The sequence below is a fragment of the Terriglobia bacterium genome (assembly GCA_020073085.1).
Lineage (GTDB): Bacteria > Acidobacteriota > Terriglobia > JAIQFV01 > JAIQFV01 > JAIQFV01.
Window position 1 is genome coordinate 383,224 of sequence record JAIQFV010000002.1, and the last position, 22,160, is coordinate 405,383.

Genomic DNA, 22,160 nt, shown 5'->3' on the forward strand with positions numbered 1-22,160 from the left:
GGGGACGTCTGCTCCACGCTTACTTGGGCAGCTCCGCACTGGCACGGAATTGCGGTGGTCGCCGGTGCTTTGTGGCCTGCTCAAACGAGAAAGCCAGTTTGAGAAGTACGGGCTCGCTGTAGGGTCTTCCAAAGAAGGAAATACCGACGGGCAGGCCAAAAACATACCCAGCCGGAACCGTGATGTGGGGATATCCGGCCACCGCAGCCGGTGTCGAACTGCTCCCGAAGGAGGCATCCCCATTGACGAGGTCGGTAAAGGGGGGTGGTCCGGCAGTCGGCGTCACGATGGCATCCAGCTTATGCTTCTCCAGGGTGGCATCAATTCCTTTTTCCCGGGAAAATTCCAGATCCTTGGCCAGCGCTTTCCGGTAATCCTCGCTATCGAGCGCCCCTTTTTTCTCCGCCATCAGGAGAATTTCCTGGCCGAAGAAGGGCATTTCCCGGGCGCTGTTGCGCTGATTAAATTCAATGATGTCCTTGATCGAGCGGACGGGCGCGTTGGGCCCAAGGCCCGCCAGGTATTTGTTGAGGTCCGCTTTGAACTCGTACAGGAGAACCTCGAACTCGGAATCGTCAAACTGTCCGGCCGTCGCAATGTCGGCGGGGTCCACGATCACGGCTCCCTGCTGCTTCATCACATCGATGGCCGACTCGATCAAATGAACGGTCGCCCCGTTGTAGTCGAAGAACTTCGAACGGGCGATACCGAGACGTGCCCCACGCAATCCATCCGGAACCAGAAATCTCGTATAGTCGTTGAGGGCCTTGCCGGCGCTCTCATCCGTTGCTTCATCCAGCAGGTCGACGCCGGTCATGGCGCCCAGCAGGATGGCGGCATCGGTCACGGTGCGGGCCATGGGCCCTGCGGTGTCCTGGCTGTGGGCGATCGGAATGATGCCGGAGCGGCTGATGAGTCCGACCGTGGGTTTGATCCCGACGATGGAGCAGGCTGAGGAGGGTGAAACGACCGAGCCGTCTGTCTCTGTCCCCACGGCCACGGCGCAGAGGTTCGCGGCCACGGCCGCAGCGGAGCCTGAACTGGAGCCTGAAGGCGTGCGATCCAATGCGTAGGGATTACGGCACTGGCCTCCCCGCCCGCTCCATCCGCTGGAGGAATGCGTCGATCGGAAATTGGCCCATTCGCTCATGTTGGTCTTTCCCAGCAGGATCGCACCCGCATGCCGGAGCCGCGCCGCCACAAACGCATCCCGCGCAGGAATGGAACCCGCCAACGCAAGGGAGCCGGCGGTGGTAGTCATTTTATCTGCAGTGCCAATATTGTCTTTGAGCAGGATCGGGATGCCGTGAAGCGGCCCTCGGGGTCCTTTGGCCTTGCGTTCGGCATCCAGGGCGTCGGCCGCGGCAAAGGCTTCCGGGTTGATTTCAAGGACTTGATTGAGTACGGGCCCACGATGGTTCAAGGCATCGATCCTCGAAAGGTAGGCTTCGACAATCTTGCGAGCCGTGTACTTTCCGGACTGCATACCATCCTGAAGACTCCGCAGGGTCGCTTCCTCCAGTTCAAAAGGAGCGAATGCTGATTTCTCTGCGGTCCTCTGAGCAAATTCCAGGTGCGGTAAGAAAGGTTCAGCGACAGCGAGGGCTCCTCCCAGCAGACCGGAATTGACAAACACCCTTCGAGTCATGTGATGGCGAGCAGTGGCACGTTCTTCATCATGCGGCATTGTGATTCTCCTTGGTGTGCTTGCTTTTTCGACGACAAGCGATTGCATCGCAGCCCCCCGCTCAAGCGGAAGACGTTTCAAGATTTATTGCAGCGGGGAGTCTTTGCACAGATTTTCGATATTAATACAAACGTCTTTGAACATGTTACAAAATTGTGCATGATTGAACGTGGGGGCGTCCGCAGCGGCGGACGCCCCTAATCCGAAAATTTCGCAATTACACCTTGTAACTCTATTTCCAACGTTTGGGCTAGCCGTAAACGGGGCCGTTTGCAAAACATTCAGTTCAGCCTCGATTGGGCCTGCTCCCACATGAGTGACCCGGTTGGATGACGCGCTGCAGCGGCGACCCATGATAATCACCTGAAACCGAGAGTTTGGCCGATCGTCAGTCGCCTCCGGCCCTGGCATGGTCCGGAATGCGGAAATCGGTCAAGCTTGTCCCTGGATTTTGCTCCTCCTTGCCTTCTTCGGTGAAAACCACGCGGATCTGAAGTAGAATGCCGAGGGAGCGTTCGTCCATTTGGACCTCGTGCTCCCTCCACAAACTAAAAATTAACACAGAGAGAATCACTATGAATGATCATTCACAAAAGAAAACGATCTGGCGGCTTTTTTCACTGGCACTCTCATTCGTCATGATAACTGTACTGGCCGCAAGTTTATCGCCGGCCCAGGGAAGGTACGGAGGAGAGAGGGAGAAGGACAAGAAGAAAGAAGAGGAGAAACCGCAGTTTCCTTTTCAGAGGTTTAAAGGCACGATCAACACCGTCAAGCTGGAAGAACGACGATTTCTGCTGGACACCAGTGAAGGGTTCACGGTGCTCGTCCAGGTCGACGATAAGACCAAGATCAAGCACCGGAAGGAAAAGAAAGGCGGACCCGGCGTGCTCTTTGCCGATTTGAAGAAGGGCGACATCGTGGAGGTCAGCGGGCAATTACCTCCAACCCGCATCCTGCAGGCGGAGAAAATCTTTCTTGAAGCGGCGGACAAAAAGTAATCTTCAGCGTGAATGGGTTTTCCCGGGGCACGAAAAGGCATCAGGGAACAGCATTCGCGGGTCTTGTGCATGCTTGTGACAGAGAACTTGGTGTTTCTTGTACACGGAGGGAGCTGATGCGGAAATTCATTCTCGGGGTGATTTCGATATGCTTGTCTTTGCGTCTGATCGGTGCTCAGCCGGCCACTGCTTTATCTCCGGTCGTGAGGGCATTCGTGAGCGTCGATGCGCCGGTCTTCGCGTTGACGCATGTCCGGGTGATCGATGGGACCGGCGCAGCCGCCGTGGAAGATCAGACTGTTGTCGTTGAGAGCGGACGAATCAAGGCCATCGGAAGGTCGGCGGATATCAAGGTCCCCGAGAACGCCAAGGTCCTCGACCTCAGTGGAAGCACCGTGATCCCCGGCATCGTTGGGATGCATGATCACATTTTCTATCCCTCGGGCGGGGGGAGTGCGCTCTATAACGACTTGGCGTACAGCGCGCCACGGCTTTATCTGGCCGGCGGAGTGACAACCATCCGCACTACCGGCAGCCTGGAGCCTTACACGGACTTGAATCTGAAGAAGTCGATCGATGCCGGAAGAGTTCCGGGACCCAAAATGCACGTGACTGGCCCGTATCTCGAAGGTCCGGGGGCATTCACCCTGCAGATGCACGAGCTGACCAGTCCTGAGGATGCGCGGCGAATGGTCGAGTACTGGGCCGACCAGGGCGTGACCTCGTTTAAGGCGTACATGAACATCTCGCGCGCGGAGTTGGCAGCAGCCGTCGGGGCGGCGCATCAACGCGGATTCAAGGTCACCGGGCACCTGTGTTCGGTCGGATTTCGTGAGGCGGCCGGCTTGGGCATTGACGACCTGGAACACGGGTTATTGGTGGATGCCGAGTTTGTCGCCGGCAAGAAGCCCGACACATGTCCTCCGCCCCAGGAAGCCAGAGACAGCATTGCCAAGCTTGATCTGGAGAGCGCCCCGGTTCAGGAGATGATTCGCGACCTGGTCGAGCATCATGTGGCGATCACTTCAACGCTGCCGGTGTTCGAGATTTCCGTGCCCAATCGCCCGCCGTTGGACCAGCGTGTTCTTGATGCATTGTTGCCCGAAGCGCGGATAGATTACCTTTCCATACGCGCGCGGATCGGCCAGTCCCCTTTGCCGGGCCGAGAGGCGGCCTTCAGGAAAGAGCAGCAGTTCGAACGCGAATTTGTAAAGGCCGGAGGGATGTTGATTGCGGGGTTGGACCCGACCGGGTACGGAGGCGTGATCCCCGGATTTGGGGATCAACGCGAAATCGAATTGCTGGTTGAGGCAGGATTCACACCCCTTGAAGCGATCAAGATAGCAACGTCCAACGGAGCGCAGTTTCTGGGTGAATTGGATCATATCGGCACACTCGCGGCGGGGAAGCAGGCGGATCTGGTCGTGATCCAGGGGGATCCCTCTAAGAACATTTCCGACATCAAGAAAGTTACTCTTGTCTTCAAAGATGGCATCGGCTATGACTCGGGAAAGTTGATTGAATCGGTGCGGGGGATGGTGGGATTGCGGTGAAACAGGTGCCAGTTGTCGGTGAAGAGCAGTCAGCATTCAGCTCTCAGCCATCAGAAAACCCTATTGGGGCGACTAACGGGGTCTATTTCGAATTCTAGGCTGATCAGTCTCCCATTCAGATTCTTGGTCTACTGGTGTCAACTGATCGCTGAGGGTTGAGAGCTACCCACGGGCAACTGACAACTGAGAACTGACAACTTTCTTCAGAATCTCTTCCCGCTCCGCAGCCGTTGTCACCCGGTCCAGGGTCGGGTACAGAATCTGCTTTTCGCGCTCGTCGTGATGTTCGATGAGCCAGCGAAACATCGCTTCCTGGTAAAGGATCTCGATTGCCTGACGGGTGGCTTTCTTCCCTTGAATTTTTCCTCGGGGGAGCAGCTTCTTGAGGCGGTCGATGAATTCCACGATGCGCTGGTGCTCACCCAGAAAGAGCTGGGGGTCGCCCCCCGGCACCTTTCCGGCCCTCGAATAAACGGGCATGAGCAACCCTTCCTCCTCCCGAATGTGACGCTTGATCTTCCGCTCGTAGCTCTTCAGCCTCCGCAACGCCAGAGGAAAATCCTGGCGGAGCAAGGCTTCCTGGTGCTCGAGAAACACCTCGAAAATGTCATGATGCGTATTCAATAGATCAAGGAATGAAGCCGCTTGACCGGCGTCCCTTTCCCGATCCCTACCCTTTATGGTTTTTATGCGCATTGATTCTCCTCGAGAGGTCAATCCAAGAAAGAAGTGTCATAAGAGAGAACGCCGGGTCCCTGCAACCTGCCGCCACCAAAATTCCCTCACCATTTCACCGGGATTCTGCTAGTATTTTTGGCTCGCATTCACCTGAAATCAAGACTCAAAAGCAAAAAGTTATCACTGCCGTCTTGAAGCCGTCACCATCGGAAGCCGACCGCTGAATCTCATCCTGACCTGCGGGCCCGACAAGGGAGGAACAATGGAGCGTATTCTGTCGCACGAGTTTCTTAGAGTTGTGGAGCAGGCGGCCATTGCCACGGCTCACACCATGGGACAAGGGGACCGACATCTGTCCGACCAGGTCGCCGTCGAAGAGATGCGAAAGGTCATGGACACCCTCGAGATCGACGGAACCATTGTAATCGGAGAGGGAGAACGGGATGAAGCCCCCATGTTGTATGTGGGCGAGCGGGTGGGCCTGGGGGCGAAAAACGACGATCGAAACATGCCTCGAATTGACATTGCCGTCGACCCCCTGGAAGGAACGAACCTGTGCGCCATGGGTGCTCCCAACGCCATCGCAGTGCTGGCGGCCTCCGAAGGGGGGGGATTGCTCAATGCCCCCGATACTTACATGGAAAAGATCATCGTGGGCCCCTCATGCAAGGGGGCGGTGGAACTCGATGCTCCCCCCAAGGACAATCTCAGAGCCATCGCGCGGCGGCTCGACCGCGATGTGGAAGACCTCGTGGTCATCGTACTGGACCGCCCCCGCCATCAGAAACTCATCGACGCCATCCGAGAAGCGGGGGCCCGCATTCGCCTGATCGGGGATGGAGATCTCTCGGCCGGAATTTCGGCCGCGGTCGTCGGGACGGGCGTTCACGCCGTCATGGGGATAGGCGGCGCCCCCGAAGGGGTGCTGACCGCCGCGGCCTTGCGCTGCTTGAATGGGGAGATCCTGGGCCGCCTGGTGGTGGCCAAGGAGGGACAGCGCGAGCGGATGGAGGCGATGGGGATCAAGGATTTGACCAGGATTTACTCGACGGAAGACCTGGCCCCGGGAAAGAAAATCATCTTTGCGGCGTGCGGGGTCACGGACGGGAACCTCTTGAAGGGGGTCCGTTACTTTGGCGAGGGCACACGTACTTCCTCCCTGGTCATGACCCTGGAGGATCACAAGGTACAGTTCATCGATACCGTGCACTTGGAAAAACGGCCGGATATTAAAGTGCGGTTCTTTTGAAAGAAGTTGTCAGTTCTCGGTTCTCAGTTGTCGGTAAGAGCTTTCAGCTATCAGCCACCAGCTTTTGGCGGGAGGCTTACTGGGGGTTGTAAGCATGGTTCGAAGCAGCAATTGACCGCTGATTGGAAATCAGGTCCTTGAACAAGAAGGCGATCCTCTGGTTCGGTTGCTGATAGCTGACCGCTGATAGCCATTACTGAGAACTGACAACTGAGAACTGACAACTTACTTCAGGATTGAACCAGAATGACCGAGCAACACAAAACCCAAACAGTTTACGGGATCCTTCTCGCCGTCGCCATTCTCTGGAACCTGGCGTTCATTGCGGCGCCGTGGAGCTGGGCACAAGGGCATACGATTGTGGCTACAGGGTTGTACTTGATGTTTTCTCCGGTGTGTCATCAGCGGGCGGACCGGTCTTTCTTTGCATTCGGTCACCATCTGGCGGTGTGCCATCGCTGCACCGGGATTTACCTGGGGGCGCTGGCAGGCCTCTTGTTGGTTCCGCTGCTGAGCCTGGCGCGGCCCGGGAAAAGGGAGGGACTGGTTCGAGTTCGAATTCAGAACCGGGCATTGTTGTTGCTCGCCCTGGCGCTGATGGCCGCGGATGTGGGAGGCGAACTTTTGGGAATACGCCACAGCACCCCGATGTCTCGATTTTTGACCGGTGCCTTTTGTGGTATAGTGGCAACGTTCTATTTACTGCCAGCCATTTTCGATATCTTTATCAAGGTTTCCAAAGAGTCCAGACCCGCCGTCGCCACTGATGTTTCCGGAATCAAAATATTCTGAATGCAACCACGGCATTGAAAGCAGGGAGTTGTCATTGGAGACTGGGAACCGAGTGAAAACGCTGAGTGGGAGCGGCTTCAAGGCGCCAGTCAGGGTTCACTGAGTAGCCAAGACCAAGGAGGATCTTTATGGCTCTATTTTGCTCAAAGTGCGGGACCGCTATCGTCACGGGATCAAAATTCTGTCAGGCGTGCGGGGCGCCGGCGCCTCAACCGATGCAAGCTGCGCCGCCTCCCCCAGCCCAACCACAGCAGCAATGGGCCGCACCTCCGCCGGTTCCACCCCCTCAGCCACAACAGCAGTGGGCTCCACCGCCATATGCAGCCGGTCAGCCCGGACCTCCGACGAAGAAGACCGGAGGAGCCCTCAAAGTTATCTTGATCGTTCTTGGGGTCATCGTCATCCTCATCGTGGTGGCCGTCGTAGGCGTTAGCCTGTTTATCAAGAAGACCGTGCTCGATAACGTCTCGGTAAAAGAGGGGCCGGGAGGGAGAGCCGAGGTCTCCATCAACACCCCCAAGGGACAGATCAAACTTAACTCGAAGGCGGACATTTCTGAAGAAAAGCTGGGTGTCCCGATTTATCCGGGCGCCAGGGCCGAGGAAGGGTCAGGCTCTTTCAGCATCTCCGGGGGGGAAGGGGAGAAGGGCGGCACTTTGGGCGGCGCCACCTTCACCACAACCGACAGCATCGACAAGGTGGTCGAGTTTTACAAGAGCCGGCTGGGTAACAAGGTCAGTGCCTTTGATTCCGCTTCCGGAGGAAAACACACGGTCGTCTTGAATGTGGCGATCCAGAACGGCTGGAAGATGATCACGATCGAGGATGAAGGGACAGGCGTGACCAAGATTGCGGTCGCGAGCCTTTCCGGGAATTCGCCGCAGTAATCTATTCGGCGGAGTGTTCTAACTGGTGATGCAGATATGCATCGGGTTTCCAGAAACAGAGCGATAGACACTTAATCAAGGGAGAGTGACATGGCCGCTTTTTGCCCGAATTGTGGAAACACGATTGATGAAGGAGCGAGGTTTTGCCAGAAGTGTGGAGCCGCATCGCCGCAGCCTGCCGCAGCGGCCCCTCCGCCCCCACCGCCACCTCCTGCTCCGGAACCACAGTGGACTCCCCAACCCCCTCCTCCACCCCAAGGACAATGGACGCCACCTCCCTCGGGGTTTCCTGCGGCGCCTGCGGGCGCCCCTTCAAATAAGATGAAAGCAGCACTGTTGGGAGGGCTGGTGGGGGGCCTTTTGTCAGGTCTTCCGTTTATTAAGGCCGGCAACTGTTGCTTCTGCCTTTGGGTCATGCTCGGCGGGGTCATCGCTGTCTATATATACAGCAAACAGCTTTATGCAATGACGGGGGGCACGGCGGCTCTCCTGGGTATGCAGAGCGGAATGGTCTCGGCAGTGGTCTCCACGATTATTTCCATCCCTTTTCAGCTCATCATGACCCGTGTGGCGGGGGGATTCCAACGGGAGATGATCGAGAAGATGATGGAACAAAATCCCGACTTCCCACCTCAGTTTCGGGACTTTATGCTCAGGATGTTTTCTCCGGAATTTGCTGTCGGATTGATTATTTTCGGTTTCATCATCTCGCTGGTTGTTTTCTCACTCTTTGGCGCCCTTGGCGGGATCATTGGGAGGTCGCTATTCAAATCCCATATGGTCGGCGATGTGAAGAGACCGAGTTGAACTGACAAGGGCCTTCGAAGACCCGGCTGAAGCGGGTCATGACAAGGGTTCCGAGGGGTTCAAGCCTTGAATTGCTTTGGGAACTGATCCTTAGGGAAATTACTTTTTTAAGGACGGGCCTGAGAATTTTGAATCCCGGTTGTTTCTACTGGTCAACTCCAAGTGCATGATGAGGAACTTGGACGCCGCGAGCTTTTGCGATCGATATTCAAGGGCGTTCGTTGTCCTCTTGCTGCTCCTTTTCTTCTTCCACGCCGTAACCCAGATTCCCCGGAAATCTCTGACCGTCGATGAGCCCGCCAACGTTGCGGTGGGCTATGCATTCCTGAAAACCGGCGATGTCAACCTGGGGGAAGACACTCCGCCGCTGGTGCGTGTGATCAGTGCCCTGCCGCTGCTGGCCCTGCACCCCCGGCTGCCGCTGGAAGATGCGAGCTGGCGCGACCGAATCCACTGGAAATTCGGAAACGTGTTTTTCGATTCCAACCCGCCCCCGCTCTACTTCCGGATGATTTTTTGGTCCCGGGTGCCTATGGTGCTTATTGCCTGTGCCCTGGGAGGATGGGTCTATTTTGTGGCGCGTCGTTTCTTCGGGAGCTGCGCCGCTTTGGTTGCGCTGTTTTTGTTTACCCTCGAGCCCAACATCCTCGCCAACGCGATGCTGGTCAAGAACGACCTCGCCTCGGCTCTCGTTTACTTGTGGTTTTTCTATGCGGCATGGCTCTATCTGCTTTCTCCCGATCTGCGGAGAGCATTGCACGTGGCCGCGGTGCTGGCGATCGGGATGATGACAAAATTCTCATTGTTGTTGCTTTTCGGCCTCGCAGGGATCGTTTTCATCACTGCATTTCTTCTCCATCGGGAGAGGAGATCCTCGAAACCCACCATCGCTCACCCCACTATTCTCAAGAACCACCTGATGCATGGCCTGGCAGGGGCGGTCCTGATTATCGGGATCGCGAACCTCGGATATGGGCTGGAGCTGTTCCGCCCGCACCTTTCGCATGTACCGCTCCATTCCAGTGTATCTCGAGTTCTGGTGCATCTTCTTCCCATAACGCTGCTGGCAGGAATCGAGAGCGTGTTTCAAGTCACGGGTACGGGTTGGCCGGCCTTTCTGGCGGGGCACTATTCGAGTACCGGTTGGTGGTATTACTATCCGCTTGCCCTTGCCATCAAACTCCCGATCCCGATCCTTGTTTTTTTCATCTCCGGGTTTGTCTACGGTCTCTATGTGGTCGTCCGGGACAGGGATTGGCGGTGGTTTCTTCTTTTGCTCGCCGTAGTCATCTATCTCGTTCCCAGCCTGGGCAGCAAGGTGAACGCCGGCCTGCGCCATATTCTCCCGATCTTCCCGCCGATGTGCATCCTGGCGGGCGCGATGGTCGCACGGATCCTTGAGCGGGGTCGGAAACCCGTGAAGGTGGCGGTTGCAATCTTACTGGTGGCGCTGCCGATTTTGGTGTTGAGGACATATCCGGATTATCTGGCCTATTTCAACGAGATCATCGGAGGACCACGGAACGGATGGAAATACCTGAGCGATTCCAATTTGGACTGGGGGGAAGAACTCCCTCGCCTGGCTTCCTATGCTCGTGAGAATCAGATCGATGATCTCAAGCTGGCCTATCTGGGCGGGGGCAATCCGGAGTTTTATGGGATGCACGCTACGATGTTGGAGGTTCCTTACGCCTGGGAGCCGCACGATCTCCCTCCGAAAATGTCTCCCTCATCAGGAACTTATGCGATCAGCGTGACGCTTCTCCAGGGCACTGTCTTCGGAGATCGTCGTGACTATTTTCAATATTTTCGGGATCGAGAGCCGATGGCTCGGCTGGGGGAGTCGATTTTTGTTTTTCAAGTGCATTAGTGTATTTGACGGGAAATTGGAACGGCCGGAGAGTAGAGGTGATAGGTAATAGGTTATAGGAAGAAACAGGAAACCTGACGTTGGCTGTTTGAGGAATGAAGCGAGCGTCGTTGTCTGTTGCGGAGAGTTCAACTCCCGTACCGAGCTTCTAAGACCTCTCGCCGACCTCTGTCTTTGTAGTTCATTGGGTGAAACCTAACACCAAACACCTAATACCTATCACCTCTTTCCTCATTAGAAACCTATCTCTTATGCAACAGCGACGTGGGGACACCACAAAAATTCCTGGAGACTATCAATACTGCGCATTGACTCGGGGGAATCCGGTCCAGCGGTTCTGGCATTACAGCAAACAGCTGGCGATAAAGAGATATCTCCCGCCTGGGTCCGGCGAACGCATCTTGGATGTTGGATGCGGCTCCGGCGTGATCACTTCTTTTCTGGGGGAATCCGGCGCATCGGTTCTGGGAATTGACAGCAGCGAAGACGCCATCGCATTTGCCTCTCAAGAATTCTCCGCCCCGAATGTGAGGTTCGAGCGACTACTGGTTGACGACCTGGTCGGTCTGGATCACTTGTCGTTCGACAAGATTTATTGCCTGGAGCTCATTGAGCACATCTACCGGAACCAAACCCGGGAGTTGTTCCAGCAATTCCGGACACTGGTCAAGCCCGGGGGAAAGGTTTTTGTCACCACGCCGAATTACCGATCTCTTTGGCCTCTGATCGAATGGATCATGGATACGGCGCGGCTTGCGCCTCAGATGTCGGAGCATCAGCATGTGGAATTCTTTAATGCCCGGAAGCTGCAGGACACAGGCCTGGAGTGCGGATTTGAAATGGAGGAAAGTGTCTCCATGTGCTTTCTCGCCCCCTGGCTCGCCCCCCTGAGCTGGCGCCTGGCCGAAAAAGCGGACGTACTCGAAAGCCGTTTACCATTCCACATGGGATCGATTTTGATTGGAGTGTTCGCAAAAAAGGAAGCTGGACAGGGATTAGCTTCTGCTTGACTCGAATGCGATTGAAATGACGGTAAAGGGCGCAGAGATGTTTGGCGGGGGCGCATCTTTGCTCCATTTGGCGGAAGCGCAGGCTTGATTCGTAGCCGTCCGCAGACATGGACGCTGGGGCGGTCATGTCTGCGCCACCAGACGATTCAATCATCCGAAGGGCAGTTGCTGTCAGAAGAGAACGGATCGCTATTGCTGACAACTGACAACTGACAACCGGCAACTATTCCAACCGCCTGCCCGTCAGGCGTTCAATGCGCTTGGCGATGGGAGGGTGGGTCGAAAAGAGATTTCCGATAGCGCTCATCAGGCCCCCGCCGGTGAAGGGTTGAATGATAAACAAGTGGGCCGTCGAGGGGGAAGCCACCATCGGAATCCGCTTCGAGTAGGCATCCAGCTTTTGAAGCGCGCTCGCCAGTCCCTCAGGGTTGTGCGTCATTTCAGCGCCACTGGCATCGGCCTGGTATTCGCGAGACCGTGAAATCGCCAGTTGGATCAAGAGGGCGGCAATCGGCGCTACGATAATCATCAACAGACCGGAAAGCACGCCGCCACCCCGTTCGTTGTCGCTGCTGCGTCCTCCAAAACCCCCAAACAACTCAGCCCAGTAAGCCATGCGTGCAATCATCGTTAACGCGCCGGCAATGGTCGCTGCCACGGCGCTGATCAGGATGTCGCGGTTCTTCACATGGCTGAGTTCATGGGCCAGCACACCCTCAAGTTCCCGCTCGTCCAGGATTTTCAAAATACCCTGGGTGACGGCAACTGAGGCATGGTCGGGATTCCGTCCCGTGGCAAAGGCGTTGGGTGAATCCGTCGGAATCATATAAATCTTCGGCATCGGCAGTTGATTGTTGGCCGCGAGCCGTTCGCAGATGCGATAGACCATGGGCGCTTCTTCGCGTGAAATGGGAACGGCGCCATTCATCGCGAGGGCGATCTTGTCGGACCAGAAATAACTTGCGAAATTCATCACAACGGCGAGTCCGAGGCCCAGCATCAAGCCGTTTTGACCGCCAACGGCCTCACCTACAAACAACAGCAAGCCTGTCAGCAAGCCCAACAGTAAAACCGTTTTCAGTCCATTCATAGTCGTGCGTGCCTTTCGTTCCTGCAATGGATTGGATTTGTGCAGGTGGCCAGAGGTTGTCTCCAAGATGTTAATAGTAAGATTCAAAAGCGAATTGTCAATGAAGCGAAGGTATCAGGTGTCGGGCAAGCTGTCAGCTTTCAGCTCTCAGCCATCAGCAATCAGCTTCGGACTTATTGAATGGGTGTATCCAAAGATGAATAGGCTTCTAATTTCATGAAATCCCGTCTCATTAAGCAGCAGCTCCTCTTCCTTGTGTTATCTGACAGCTGATAGCTGATCGCTGAAAGCTGGTCTTCAAAAACAATCCATAAATGCGCTGACTGAAAACACGGCCTTTCCAATTCCGGGCTCACCATAGCCGGGAGGAGGCGTCAGCTTGTACTTACGCAAAATGCGGTGGTAGGTTTCCAGCAAGCGCACGTGGTACTGAAGCGGTGCGCCCTGCGGGTTTGTTTTTCCCAGCACGCTCAACGGCTCCGGACACCACGTGGTGAACCGCGGTTTGATCCCCTGAGACATGAAAAACTCCAGTCCCTCGGCCGTCGATGCCATGGCGTCTTCAACCTCAGTGAAGCCGTGAGGCTGCGCCATTTCGATGCCGGCAACGAAGTTCGGGATCACGTGGTCGGGACCAAACACCCGGGCGGCTTCCACAATCCGGCGGTGCCACTCCTCGCGTCCCACGTACCGGCCCTTTCCCGCACAGATGATTCCGAACAACCGGTCATCCCAGATTTCATAATTGGGATGATAAATTTGCACGCCGGCATCTTTGAAACGTTTCACGTCGTCCAGGGGCAGCGCCTGCACCACCAATTTAGAGATCCAGCGGCGCGGAAATCTTTTCTCAATGGCGAGGGGATAGCGTTCGTAAAAGTCCGCCTCCGTTTGGCCACGGAGCTTGGAGGTGATCGATCCCCCCGTCACCGTGTAAGCCCTTGCTTCCTGGTCCGTCTCGGCGATGATCTCCAGCGCTTCAAGAATCTCCTCGGGGGTTTTAACAATCTGATACGGGCGCCCGGCGGATATCTGTTGGCGATAATTTTCGTTGATGTCGCAAAACTGGCACTCTTCTTCAAATCCGAAATACTGGCACTTCCGATAGACCGTCAAATAGAGCAGATAACCCCACTCGATATTGGGTGCTACCTCGTCGAGCGGCCGTCCGCTGGAGAGAGCGCGGTCGTAATACCGTGGCCGGGGCCGGTATTGAACCTCACAGAGAACCTCCCGGCGCGAATCCGCCATTCCATCCTCGCGCTGTCCGGCTTGAATAGTAAGGGCAAGCTTGCCGTTCGTATCAATCTCGACGCGATAGGGGGAGTGTGGATTGAGCCGCACCGACACAATCGTCTTCCGAAATCCTCTGGGTCCTTCTGTCAGGCAAATCTCTTCGGGGGCGCTCAGATCCTCACGCCGCTCGCCCATCTCTTTGATGGGAATCATGTCAAATGAAAAAATGAAGTAGGACTTCGGCTGCATCCCCGCCGCCACGCGCAGGGCATCGTCGCTGAACGACACCCCCCCGCGCAGAAGGTCCTCTTTGACGATGGCCTCCGGCGGGATCGTGGGATGGTCAGCAATAAGCTGTTCGATGAGATCTATCCTGGGGGTCTCGACTGACTTCGTCATGCAACCATGGTCCCTTCTCTGCTTCCTGGGATGCGGAGAGAACGGCAACTCGCTAGCATATCATTGGGATCAGGGGGAAGGGAATAGATGATAGGGAATAGGGAATAGGTGGAGAAGCTGGCAGCAAATAGGCGATTAGGGTTAGATAATAAGTGCCATGACCTCGTGCACGAATTCTAGTGAGACGTGGTGCAGCAACGGTCAAACCATTTGAACTCCATACCTAAAACCCATTCTCACTCACCCGTCACCTACCTGCTATTTCCTATCACCTATCATCTATTCCCTCACACCGCTCGAGCTTTTTTCGACGAGACGTCCTTCTCCGACTGGGGTTGAAACAGCATGACACCCCTTTCGAGGTCGGCATCGACCTGCAGCATGTCTCCCGTATGGACAATCCCTTCCAGCAGCTGCATCGACAACGGATTGACGATCAGGCGCTGGATGGCCCGTTTCATGGGACGGGCCCCATACTGCGGATCAAATCCCTCGCGCAACAGCAGCTCGCGGGCAGGGTCGGTGAGGGAGATCCCGATGTTGCGTTCCGTCAGCATCCGCTCGAGGTGGAAGATCTGGAGGTCGATGATCTTCTGGATTTCGTTCCGCCCCAGCGAATGGAAAATAATGATGTCATCCACGCGATTCAGGAACTCGGGCTTGAAGTTTTCCTGCATGATCTGCATCACCTGTTCCCTCAGGCGCGACTCGATGTCGCCTGCGGAGACTCCATGTTTCCGGTCCTCTTTGTGCGAGCTGCTGAACCGCGCCTGAAATTCCTGGATCATCGAGGAGGCGAGGTTCGAGGTCATGATCAGGACGGTGTTTCTGAAATCGATCGTCCGCCCTTTGCCGTCAGTTAGTCGGCCATCATCGAGGATTTGCAGCAGCACGTTGAACACGTCGCTGTGCGCTTTCTCAATTTCATCAAACAAAACGACGGAGTACGGGCGGCGCTTGATCGCTTCCGTCAGCTGCCCCCCTTCCTCATATCCCACGTAGCCGGGCGGCGCCCCGATCATGCGGGACACGGAATGTTTCTCCATGTACTCGCTCATGTCGAGGCGCACCATGGCATGTTCGTCGTCGAAGAGGAATTCCGCCAGGGCGCGGGCCAACTCCGTTTTTCCCACGCCGGTCGGCCCCAGAAAAATGAAGGACCCGATGGGACGCTTGCGGTCCTGCAGCCCCGCCCGACTCCGCCGGATGGAATTGGAAACCGCCACCAGGGCTTCTTCCTGTCCGATGACCCGGGCCCGGAGGCGATCCTCCATCTTGATCAGCTTGGCCACCTCTCCTTCGAGCATCTTGGAGACCGGGATGCCGGTCCAGCGCGAGACGACCGCCGCAATATCCTCTTCGTCCACTTCCTCCTTGAGGAAACGCCCATTCTCAGACCGGGCCAGGAGTTCGGCGTTCTGTTTCTCCAGCTCTCTTTGAGCGCCCACCAGCGCGCCGTAGCGGATTTCTGCCACCCGCTGGTAATTCCCCTCGCGTTCCGCCTTCTGCTCTTCCAGCCTGAGGCCCTCGATCTGTTCTTTCAGCTGCCGAATCCGGGCGATGTGCTCCTTCTCGGACTGCCAGCGCAGCTTCATCTGGCTGGACTTTTCCCGGAGTTCGCTGAGCGAGAGCTCGATCTTCTGCAGCCGCTCTCTGGAGGCCGGATCGTCCTCACGCTTCAACGCCTGCTTTTCGATTTCGAGCTGCATGATATCGCGTTCGAGCTGATCGATCTCCGTCGGCATCGAATCAATCTGAATCCGCAGGGAGGATGCGGCTTCGTCGACCAGATCGATGGCCTTGTCCGGCAGAAAACGGTCGCTGATATAGCGGTTCGACAGGGTAGCCGCCGCGATGATGGCGCTGTCCTTGATTTTCACGCCATGATGAACCTCGTAACGCTCCTTCAGTCCCCGCAGAATCGAGATCGTATCCTCGACTGTGGGCTCTCCGATATAGACCTGCTGAAAACGCCGTTCGAGGGCGGCGTCTTTCTCAATGTATTTCTTGTATTCGTTAAGGGTGGTGGCGCCAATGCAGTGCAATTCGCCGCGTGCCAGGGCCGGCTTCAACATGTTGGAGGCATCGATGGCGCCCTCGGCGGCGCCCGCGCCGACCACGGTGTGGAGTTCGTCGATGAAGAGAATCACCTGGCCCTCGGCTTCATTGATCTCCTTCAAGACGGCCTTGAGCCGGTCTTCGAACTCGCCCCGGTACTTGGCGCCTGCCACGAGCGCCCCCATGTCGAGGGCCACGATCCGCTTGTTCTTGATCGTCTCCGGGACATCTCCCGCCACAATGCGGCGGGCGAGTCCCTCCACGATGGCGGTTTTTCCGACGCCCGGCTCGCCGATCAAAACGGGATTGTTTTTCGTGCGGCGCGACAGGACCTGGACCACGCGCCGGATCTCATCATCGCGGCCGATGACGGGGTCCAGCTTTCCCTTGCGTGCCAGTTCGGTCAGATCGCGGGCGTACCGCTCCAGGGCCTGGTATTTGTCCTCGGGATTCTGATCGGTCACCCGCTGTGAACCACGGATGGTTTGAAGCACCTTGAGAATCGCATCCCGGGTGACGCCGTGCCGCTGGAGGATCTTCTGGGCGGCGTCGTTTTTCTGGTCAGCAATGGCCAGCAGCAAGTGTTCTGTGGAAACATACTCGTCCTTGAACTGATCGGCTTCCTTGAATGCCTTTTCAAACACCTGGTTGAGCGTGGGGGCGATGAATTGCTCGAAGCCGCTCGTGACCTTGGGCAGGCGCGACAGTTCGGTCTCCACCTCGCCCAGCACAGCGTTGGTCGAGACCCCGAGCTTCTGCAGCGCCGGCACCACCACGCCTTCGGGCTGCAGCAGAAGCGACATCAGCAGATGGATTGGCTCCAACTGCTGATGGCCTTGCTTGGAGGCCACGTCCTGCGCCGCCTGAACGGCTTCCTGACCTTTCAATGTGAATTTATCGAATCGCATAAGTAAATAGAGTCAACGAATAGTATAGGAGAAAACTTGTGGCTTTCCCCTCTCCTTTTCATGCAAGATCAACTCGGCTCCCCGGAGGCGGGTGTCCCCGCCCGAGGGTCAATCCCGGGCCTGCTGGCCGGAGGATCAGCTGATGTTCACCTTGATTTGTTTTGACTTGGTCTCCACCTTCTTCGGCAAAGTGATTTTCAAGACCCCATCTTTGTACTCGGCACTGATTTTGTCTTGGTCGACCGAAGTGGGGAGAGTGAAGGATCGCGAAAAGGCCCCGTAGGCCCGCTCCACGCGATGGTAGTTTTCCTCCTGGGTTTCCTTTTCGAACTTGCGCTCCCCTTTCAGGGTCAGGGTGTTGTTCACCAGCCGGATGTCAAGGTCCTTCTCCTTCATTTCGGGCAGTTCCGCCTTCACCACGATGTCGTGGTCGGTTTCGTAAATGTCCACCGCCGGCGACCAGGCCCCCGAATCCATGGATTCATTCCCGGTCCGCAGCCGGCCAAACCGCTCATCCAACAATCGATTCATACGGTCCTGCAACGTAATCAGGTCGCGAAACGGTTCACACCGGACGATTGCCATGATGACCTCCCTTGTCGCCCAATACCTGCCGTGCAATCCGATACTAAGATTCGGGTTTTGTGCTGTCAAGGGAAGCGAAGAGTTGTCAGTTCTCAGTTGTCGGTTCTCAGAATGCAGTAGCTAGTTCTAAGCCCTCATTTACTGATCGGCGGGGAGAGTGAGGCACAATATCGCCAAGGTCAAGGGCTCATCGGTTACAACCAAATCTCTTGTCCTGGCCTTTGCTGACAACTGGGAACTGACAACTGAGAACTGCTTTCCGGCAACTGAGGACTGACAACTTCACTCCACCGCCTGCAGGACCACGCACTTGAGATACAGCGTTTCCGGCATGGACAGAAGAAACGGATGATCGCTGGACTGGGTTCGTTTTTCAATCACAGCAAAATGGCGGTGCGCGTCGGCGGCGGCTTCTGCGAGTAAGTTGAGGAAGTCAATTTCGGAAACATGTTGGGAGCAGGAGCAGGAAATGAGAATCCCGCCAGGGGCCAGCATTTTCATGGCGCGAAGGTTGATTTCTTTGTAACCGCGCCGCGCGTTTTCGAGATTCGTTCGCTTCTTTGCAAAGGCGGGGGGATCGAGGACAATCGTGTCAAATCTTGCCTTCATGGTATCGAGGGCCTTTAATTCGTCAAAGACATTGGCTTCCTTGAATTGCACGTTCTTCACCTCGTTGAGCTGGGCGTTGCGCTCACCCAGGTCCACGGCGGAGGCCGAGCTGTCGATGGCCAGGACATGTTCTGAGCGAGCAGCGATGTTCAAGGCAAATCCGCCCGCGTAGGAAAAGCAGTCCAGGGCGACCCCGCGAGCATATCCCCTTGCCATCAGATGATTTTCACGCTGATCGAGAAAGGATCCGGTTTTCTGCCCCTCAAGAAGCCGGGCGATGAACCGGATGCCATTTTCCCGGTAAATGATCTCTTCGGGCACCTCTCCATCGACGAGACCGCATTTCAGGTCCAGGCCTTCCAGTTCGCGAATGCCGGCGTCGTTGCGTTCCACGATCGCCCGGGGATGGAACTCTTCCTTCAGAATCCGGATGATCCACGGCTTGACCTTGTCGGCACCCTGGCTGAGCGTCTGGAAGACCAGGATATCGACAAACCGATCAATGATGATTGAGGGCAGCCCATCGCCTTCCGCGTTCACCAGCCGGTAGGCTTCAGTCTCCTGCAAGGAGGATTCCCGGCGGTGCACTGCGGCCAGAATTCTCTTCCGGAAAAACGCCTCATCCACGACCTCGGTCTCGCGCGCCGTCAAGAGACGCAAGGCGATTTGTGATGTTGAGCTGTAAAAGGCACGACCTAAGAACCGGCCACGGAAGTCCCAGACTTCAACCGTCATCCCCGGTTCCACACTCTCCGGACGCTCGAGGTCGCTCTTGTAAATCCAGAGATGGCCCGCCTCGACGCGCGCCGCAGCCTTGTGGTTGACTCGGATGGTGGCCGATGGAGTGGTATTCGACATTTTTCCCTACTTTATCACACAACCGGGAAGTCTCCATGTCTCGCGGAGCATCGTTAGCGTCTCCGGTGTTTGTCGGTATCACTGAGGGCCTCGACGCGGTGGGTGCTCAAGCCTCCACTTCTCTCTGGGGCGCCTGCCGGTTTCATGGAGATGAAAGCATACCACGGTTTTCTCAGGTCTGGCCGGCAGGTGTGGGGCCGAAGCCGATCGGGTCATTGCACGGTCTGGTGGAAATAATCCTTAAATTTGGTTTTCACGGAAAGCGGTTGCGAAGAACTTCTGAAGTCACAGGGAATAAAAAAGCGCTCGCGTGGTCTTATAGATAGTGGCCGATCGAAGGGTTTAATAAAAAAAGTTTATTTGAAGGGAGTCTAATAATCGTTCGGCGGCATCAAAGTATATGCTAGTATGAATCAAGATTAAGCGATGAATGCCAATTGTGGCAGAGTTCGTGGCTTGGGAGGGCCGGGAATAGCACGAGGATGAGCAGGGCAAATCTGCCCCGACGTTCCGTGCCACTTCATACATCCCGGGGATCCATTACGGTCCAGCTCCTGCATCTGATACTGGTTTTTTGCCCGCGATTCCAGACTAGCTTTCGAGTGCTTGCGCTGTCTATTTTGGTTTTGTTCGAAAGGGGGACCGAAACATGAACAAAAGGATGACGCAGCCGTTCTGGTATAAGACCTCGACGGGAAGGTATGTGGCGAGGGACAATCGGGCCCGCCTGGACGCCTCAACCGTAGCGCTTGTCCGGGACCTGTTGAAAGAAGACCGGGAACTTGAACCCGCCCGGCCACCGGCGCAAAAAAGTGATCCGACCATTCCACTCGGAATTGCCGAATCGCCGCTTCCTTTTGAAGCCGTCCACCAGTGGGTGACCTGGGCAATCCGGGGAAATAATCACAGCCATTGATCAACTGTAACCGTCGCACCTCATTCCGGGGCCGGACGACTCTCGGGTCATCGGGATGCCCGCGCTGGTATCGGGGTGTGGAAGAATTGAAGATGACCGTATCCACCCGGCACGCCATCAGCGGCAGAGGGATGACCCTGCCTGTTGGCTTGGCTTTCCCCGCCCAGAGTCCTTCCATCCTCGATTCATCTGTTGGCCCGGTGCCCCCTGACAGGGAGCGGACGGAAAAGAATTGGTAGAACGATGAAATCCTGCCCTTAGATCCCTCGCTTGATTTGCCTCATCGGAGAATGATAGATTAAATGGACTCTTCACCCAATCGAAGAATCTGTTTGGATTGACTCACCTCACTGCCAGAGAGCGTCCGGGTTTCCTATGAAGAAGGAGGCTTCATCGCACCCACGGCCTATCGCTGATGGAGTTCCTTCCTCGAACCAGCAATTCAGACTGCGCGATGGAAGGGTGTTGGGATTTGCGGAGTTCGGCGACCCGCGGGGCAAGCCTGTTTTCTATTTTCATGGGTTCCCCGGCTCGCGTCTTGAAGCGCAGGTCGCTGCCGATCTTGCCTCCCGGCACATGGCACGCCTCATTGCGGTGGATCGCCCGGGGTACGGTCTTTCGGATTTCAAGCCCGATCGCTTGATCGGGGAGTGGCCGGCGGACGTCCTTGAATTCGCAGACTCGCTCCGGCTGGGCCGGTTTATCGTCCTCGGACTCTCGGGGGGAGGCCCTTACGCCGCGGCCTGTGCCTTGAAGATCCCCGACCGCCTGATTTCTGTCGGCATCGTCAGCGGCATGGGGCCGCCCGAAGCCCTGGCGCAATCAGGCTCGATGACGTGGATGAATCGCGCCGCCCTCTTCCTCGCGCGGCGCATACCGGTTCTCGTGGATTGGGCTTGTGCAGGATTTGCAAGGTCCATCCGCCGCCGGCCCGACCGCGTGATCTCCCGTCTGAGGCGCCTGGTATCCCCGGTCGACAGGGAAGTCCTCAACCGAAAGGAATTTCAGGAGACCCTCTGCCGTTCATTTCGGGAGGCCGTGCGCCTTGACTCTCGAGGACCCGCGAGGGATTTGTTTCTTTATGCGCGACCGTGGGATTTTCGACTTCAGGATATTAAGATGCCGGTGCATCTATGGCACGGTGAACTTGACAGGATCGTTCCGCCCTCCCTGGGCCGGTTCCAGCAGGGCGCAATCCCCAATTGCCGGGCAACCTATTACGGGCAGGAGGGACACTTTTCCCTGATTATGAATCACATGAAAGATATTTTCGACACCCTGACCGCCTAATTGGACTCTGGGCGCGTTCGTGCTAAATAAGGTCGGCACGGGCGGAGGCACCCCAAAGCGGGGATCATCCGTTTTCCAGTCTGCTTCCTGAATTCCACTCATACCGATACCGAGGAGAGGTCCGATGGGTCTCACAAGTGAGTTTGTCGATTCGTTGAACAAAGCAAGCGGGGCAATCATCGCCATGGCCACGGCCACTTCAGCGGCGGCGACGGTCGCTCTGATCTACTGGACCATCAAATACGTTCGTTTGACTCGCCATCTGGTCGCCTCAACGGCCGAGCATGTGCAACACACGATTCGGGAGCAAAAGGAGAAGCTCGATGCCAACCGGCAGGGCCTGCATGAACTGACAAAGATCATTCTGATTACGCTGAACAAATTGCCCACTTCCAGCGAGAGGGTGGTCGACATGATGGGGGTGACCCTGTGGACCGAAGGGGATCTGCTGGATATGAGGCATTTGGCCCGCGGTCTGAGTGGCAAGGTGATTGGAAATGTTTTCTGGGCGATCTACCACTTGAATGGCATTGGGGAATGGGTGCGTCAGGTCCAGCAGGATCATCCCGAAAAGGAGAAGGACCTGACCCGGTTTGCCTGGGAGGACTACGTCGGGACTCTCCAGCAGGCTAAGCAGGAATTGAGTCACCTGCTCGAACTGTTGTAGCGATTCTAAT

General features: G+C 56.3%; 18 protein-coding genes. 11 read left to right on the plus strand and 7 right to left on the minus strand.

Going from position 1 to position 22,160, the window contains the following annotated elements; all coding sequences use genetic code 11:
- Positions 1-19 precede the first annotated feature (19 nt).
- Positions 20-1,648: an amidase gene (locus LAO21_04040; GenBank protein ID MBZ5551868.1), complete on the minus strand. Its 1,629-nt coding sequence runs from the start codon at positions 1,646-1,648 to the stop codon at positions 20-22.
- 614 nt (positions 1,649-2,262) lie between these two features.
- On the opposite strand from LAO21_04040, the gene LAO21_04045 reads away from it, so the two are divergent.
- Both LAO21_04045 and LAO21_04050 read left to right on the plus strand, forming a co-directional pair.
- Entirely contained in the window at positions 2,263-2,688 is a 426-nt protein-coding gene (locus tag LAO21_04045) for a hypothetical protein (GenBank protein MBZ5551869.1), read from the plus strand.
- Between the two features lie 116 nt (positions 2,689-2,804).
- Positions 2,805-4,241, plus strand: a complete 1,437-nt coding sequence (locus LAO21_04050; GenBank protein ID MBZ5551870.1) for an amidohydrolase family protein — start codon at positions 2,805-2,807, stop codon at positions 4,239-4,241.
- A 162-nt stretch (positions 4,242-4,403) separates the two neighbouring features.
- On the opposite strand, the gene LAO21_04055 is transcribed toward LAO21_04050, so the two are convergent.
- Positions 4,404-4,937 (minus strand): hemerythrin domain-containing protein, encoded by a 534-nt coding sequence (locus LAO21_04055; GenBank protein MBZ5551871.1) that lies wholly within the window; start codon positions 4,935-4,937, stop codon positions 4,404-4,406.
- A gap of 244 nt (positions 4,938-5,181) precedes the next feature.
- Here LAO21_04055 and glpX point away from each other — a divergent pair, with 244 nt between their 5' ends.
- The 6 genes from glpX (at position 5,182) to LAO21_04085 (ending at position 11,534) form a co-directional block, all read left to right on the plus strand.
- Entirely contained in the window at positions 5,182-6,168 is a 987-nt protein-coding gene (gene glpX, locus LAO21_04060; protein MBZ5551872.1) for a class II fructose-bisphosphatase, read from the plus strand.
- A gap of 246 nt (positions 6,169-6,414) precedes the next feature.
- Positions 6,415-6,960 (plus strand): DUF2085 domain-containing protein, encoded by a 546-nt coding sequence (locus tag LAO21_04065; protein ID MBZ5551873.1) that lies wholly within the window; start codon positions 6,415-6,417, stop codon positions 6,958-6,960.
- A gap of 128 nt (positions 6,961-7,088) precedes the next feature.
- A complete protein-coding gene (locus tag LAO21_04070; GenBank protein ID MBZ5551874.1) occupies positions 7,089-7,847 on the plus strand; it encodes a zinc ribbon domain-containing protein in 759 nt (252 codons plus the stop codon).
- Positions 7,848-7,937: 90 nt separating this feature from the next.
- Positions 7,938-8,654 carry a zinc ribbon domain-containing protein gene (locus tag LAO21_04075; GenBank protein MBZ5551875.1) on the plus strand — a complete coding sequence of 239 codons (717 nt, stop codon included), beginning with the start codon at positions 7,938-7,940 and terminating at the stop codon, positions 8,652-8,654.
- A gap of 139 nt (positions 8,655-8,793) precedes the next feature.
- Complete coding sequence (locus tag LAO21_04080; protein MBZ5551876.1) at positions 8,794-10,524, plus strand: glycosyltransferase family 39 protein; 1,731 nt, start codon at positions 8,794-8,796, stop codon at positions 10,522-10,524.
- 251 nt (positions 10,525-10,775) lie between these two features.
- Positions 10,776-11,534, plus strand: coding sequence for a methyltransferase domain-containing protein (locus LAO21_04085; GenBank protein MBZ5551877.1), 759 nt, complete (start codon positions 10,776-10,778; stop codon positions 11,532-11,534).
- Positions 11,535-11,757: 223 nt separating this feature from the next.
- On the opposite strand, the gene LAO21_04090 is transcribed toward LAO21_04085, so the two are convergent.
- From LAO21_04090 to LAO21_04110, 5 genes are all read right to left on the minus strand, one after another.
- Complete coding sequence (locus LAO21_04090) at positions 11,758-12,624, minus strand: zinc metalloprotease HtpX (protein MBZ5551878.1); 867 nt, start codon at positions 12,622-12,624, stop codon at positions 11,758-11,760.
- A 297-nt stretch (positions 12,625-12,921) separates the two neighbouring features.
- Complete coding sequence (locus tag LAO21_04095; protein MBZ5551879.1) at positions 12,922-14,259, minus strand: radical SAM protein; 1,338 nt, start codon at positions 14,257-14,259, stop codon at positions 12,922-12,924.
- A gap of 287 nt (positions 14,260-14,546) precedes the next feature.
- The gene (gene clpB / locus LAO21_04100) at positions 14,547-17,225 is read right to left on the minus strand and encodes an ATP-dependent chaperone ClpB (GenBank protein ID MBZ5551880.1); all 2,679 of its coding nucleotides are present in this window, start codon (positions 17,223-17,225) and stop codon (positions 14,547-14,549) included.
- Positions 17,226-17,360: 135 nt separating this feature from the next.
- Entirely contained in the window at positions 17,361-17,810 is a 450-nt protein-coding gene (locus LAO21_04105) for an Hsp20/alpha crystallin family protein (protein ID MBZ5551881.1), read from the minus strand.
- A gap of 282 nt (positions 17,811-18,092) precedes the next feature.
- Positions 18,093-19,277, minus strand: coding sequence for a class I SAM-dependent rRNA methyltransferase (locus tag LAO21_04110; protein MBZ5551882.1), 1,185 nt, complete (start codon positions 19,275-19,277; stop codon positions 18,093-18,095).
- A gap of 649 nt (positions 19,278-19,926) precedes the next feature.
- On the opposite strand from LAO21_04110, the gene LAO21_04115 reads away from it, so the two are divergent.
- The 3 genes from LAO21_04115 to LAO21_04125 all read left to right on the plus strand — a co-directional run bounded on the left by LAO21_04115 (position 19,927) and on the right by LAO21_04125 (position 22,150).
- Entirely contained in the window at positions 19,927-20,193 is a 267-nt protein-coding gene (locus LAO21_04115) for a hypothetical protein (protein MBZ5551883.1), read from the plus strand.
- A 375-nt stretch (positions 20,194-20,568) separates the two neighbouring features.
- A complete protein-coding gene (locus LAO21_04120; GenBank protein MBZ5551884.1) occupies positions 20,569-21,483 on the plus strand; it encodes an alpha/beta hydrolase in 915 nt (304 codons plus the stop codon).
- Between the two features lie 124 nt (positions 21,484-21,607).
- Positions 21,608-22,150 carry a hypothetical protein gene (locus LAO21_04125; GenBank protein ID MBZ5551885.1) on the plus strand — a complete coding sequence of 181 codons (543 nt, stop codon included), beginning with the start codon at positions 21,608-21,610 and terminating at the stop codon, positions 22,148-22,150.
- Positions 22,151-22,160: the final 10 nt, after the last annotated feature.

Coding starts and splice junctions, on each gene's coding strand:
- LAO21_04040 (MBZ5551868.1), bottom strand. CDS start 1,648: ATGACTCGAAGGGTGTTTGTCAATTCCGGTCTGCTGGGAGGAGCCCTC.
- LAO21_04045 (MBZ5551869.1), top strand. CDS start 2,263: ATGAATGATCATTCACAAAAGAAAACGATCTGGCGGCTTTTTTCACTG.
- LAO21_04050 (MBZ5551870.1), top strand. CDS start 2,805: ATGCGGAAATTCATTCTCGGGGTGATTTCGATATGCTTGTCTTTGCGT.
- LAO21_04055 (MBZ5551871.1), bottom strand. CDS start 4,937: ATGCGCATAAAAACCATAAAGGGTAGGGATCGGGAAAGGGACGCCGGT.
- glpX (MBZ5551872.1), top strand. CDS start 5,182: ATGGAGCGTATTCTGTCGCACGAGTTTCTTAGAGTTGTGGAGCAGGCG.
- LAO21_04065 (MBZ5551873.1), top strand. CDS start 6,415: ATGACCGAGCAACACAAAACCCAAACAGTTTACGGGATCCTTCTCGCC.
- LAO21_04070 (MBZ5551874.1), top strand. CDS start 7,089: ATGGCTCTATTTTGCTCAAAGTGCGGGACCGCTATCGTCACGGGATCA.
- LAO21_04075 (MBZ5551875.1), top strand. CDS start 7,938: ATGGCCGCTTTTTGCCCGAATTGTGGAAACACGATTGATGAAGGAGCG.
- LAO21_04085 (MBZ5551877.1), top strand. CDS start 10,776: ATGCAACAGCGACGTGGGGACACCACAAAAATTCCTGGAGACTATCAA.
- LAO21_04090 (MBZ5551878.1), bottom strand. CDS start 12,624: ATGAATGGACTGAAAACGGTTTTACTGTTGGGCTTGCTGACAGGCTTG.
- LAO21_04095 (MBZ5551879.1), bottom strand. CDS start 14,259: ATGACGAAGTCAGTCGAGACCCCCAGGATAGATCTCATCGAACAGCTT.
- clpB (MBZ5551880.1), bottom strand. CDS start 17,225: ATGCGATTCGATAAATTCACATTGAAAGGTCAGGAAGCCGTTCAGGCG.
- LAO21_04105 (MBZ5551881.1), bottom strand. CDS start 17,810: ATGGCAATCGTCCGGTGTGAACCGTTTCGCGACCTGATTACGTTGCAG.
- LAO21_04110 (MBZ5551882.1), bottom strand. CDS start 19,277: ATGTCGAATACCACTCCATCGGCCACCATCCGAGTCAACCACAAGGCT.
- LAO21_04115 (MBZ5551883.1), top strand. CDS start 19,927: ATGAACAAAAGGATGACGCAGCCGTTCTGGTATAAGACCTCGACGGGA.
- LAO21_04120 (MBZ5551884.1), top strand. CDS start 20,569: ATGAAGAAGGAGGCTTCATCGCACCCACGGCCTATCGCTGATGGAGTT.
- LAO21_04125 (MBZ5551885.1), top strand. CDS start 21,608: ATGGGTCTCACAAGTGAGTTTGTCGATTCGTTGAACAAAGCAAGCGGG.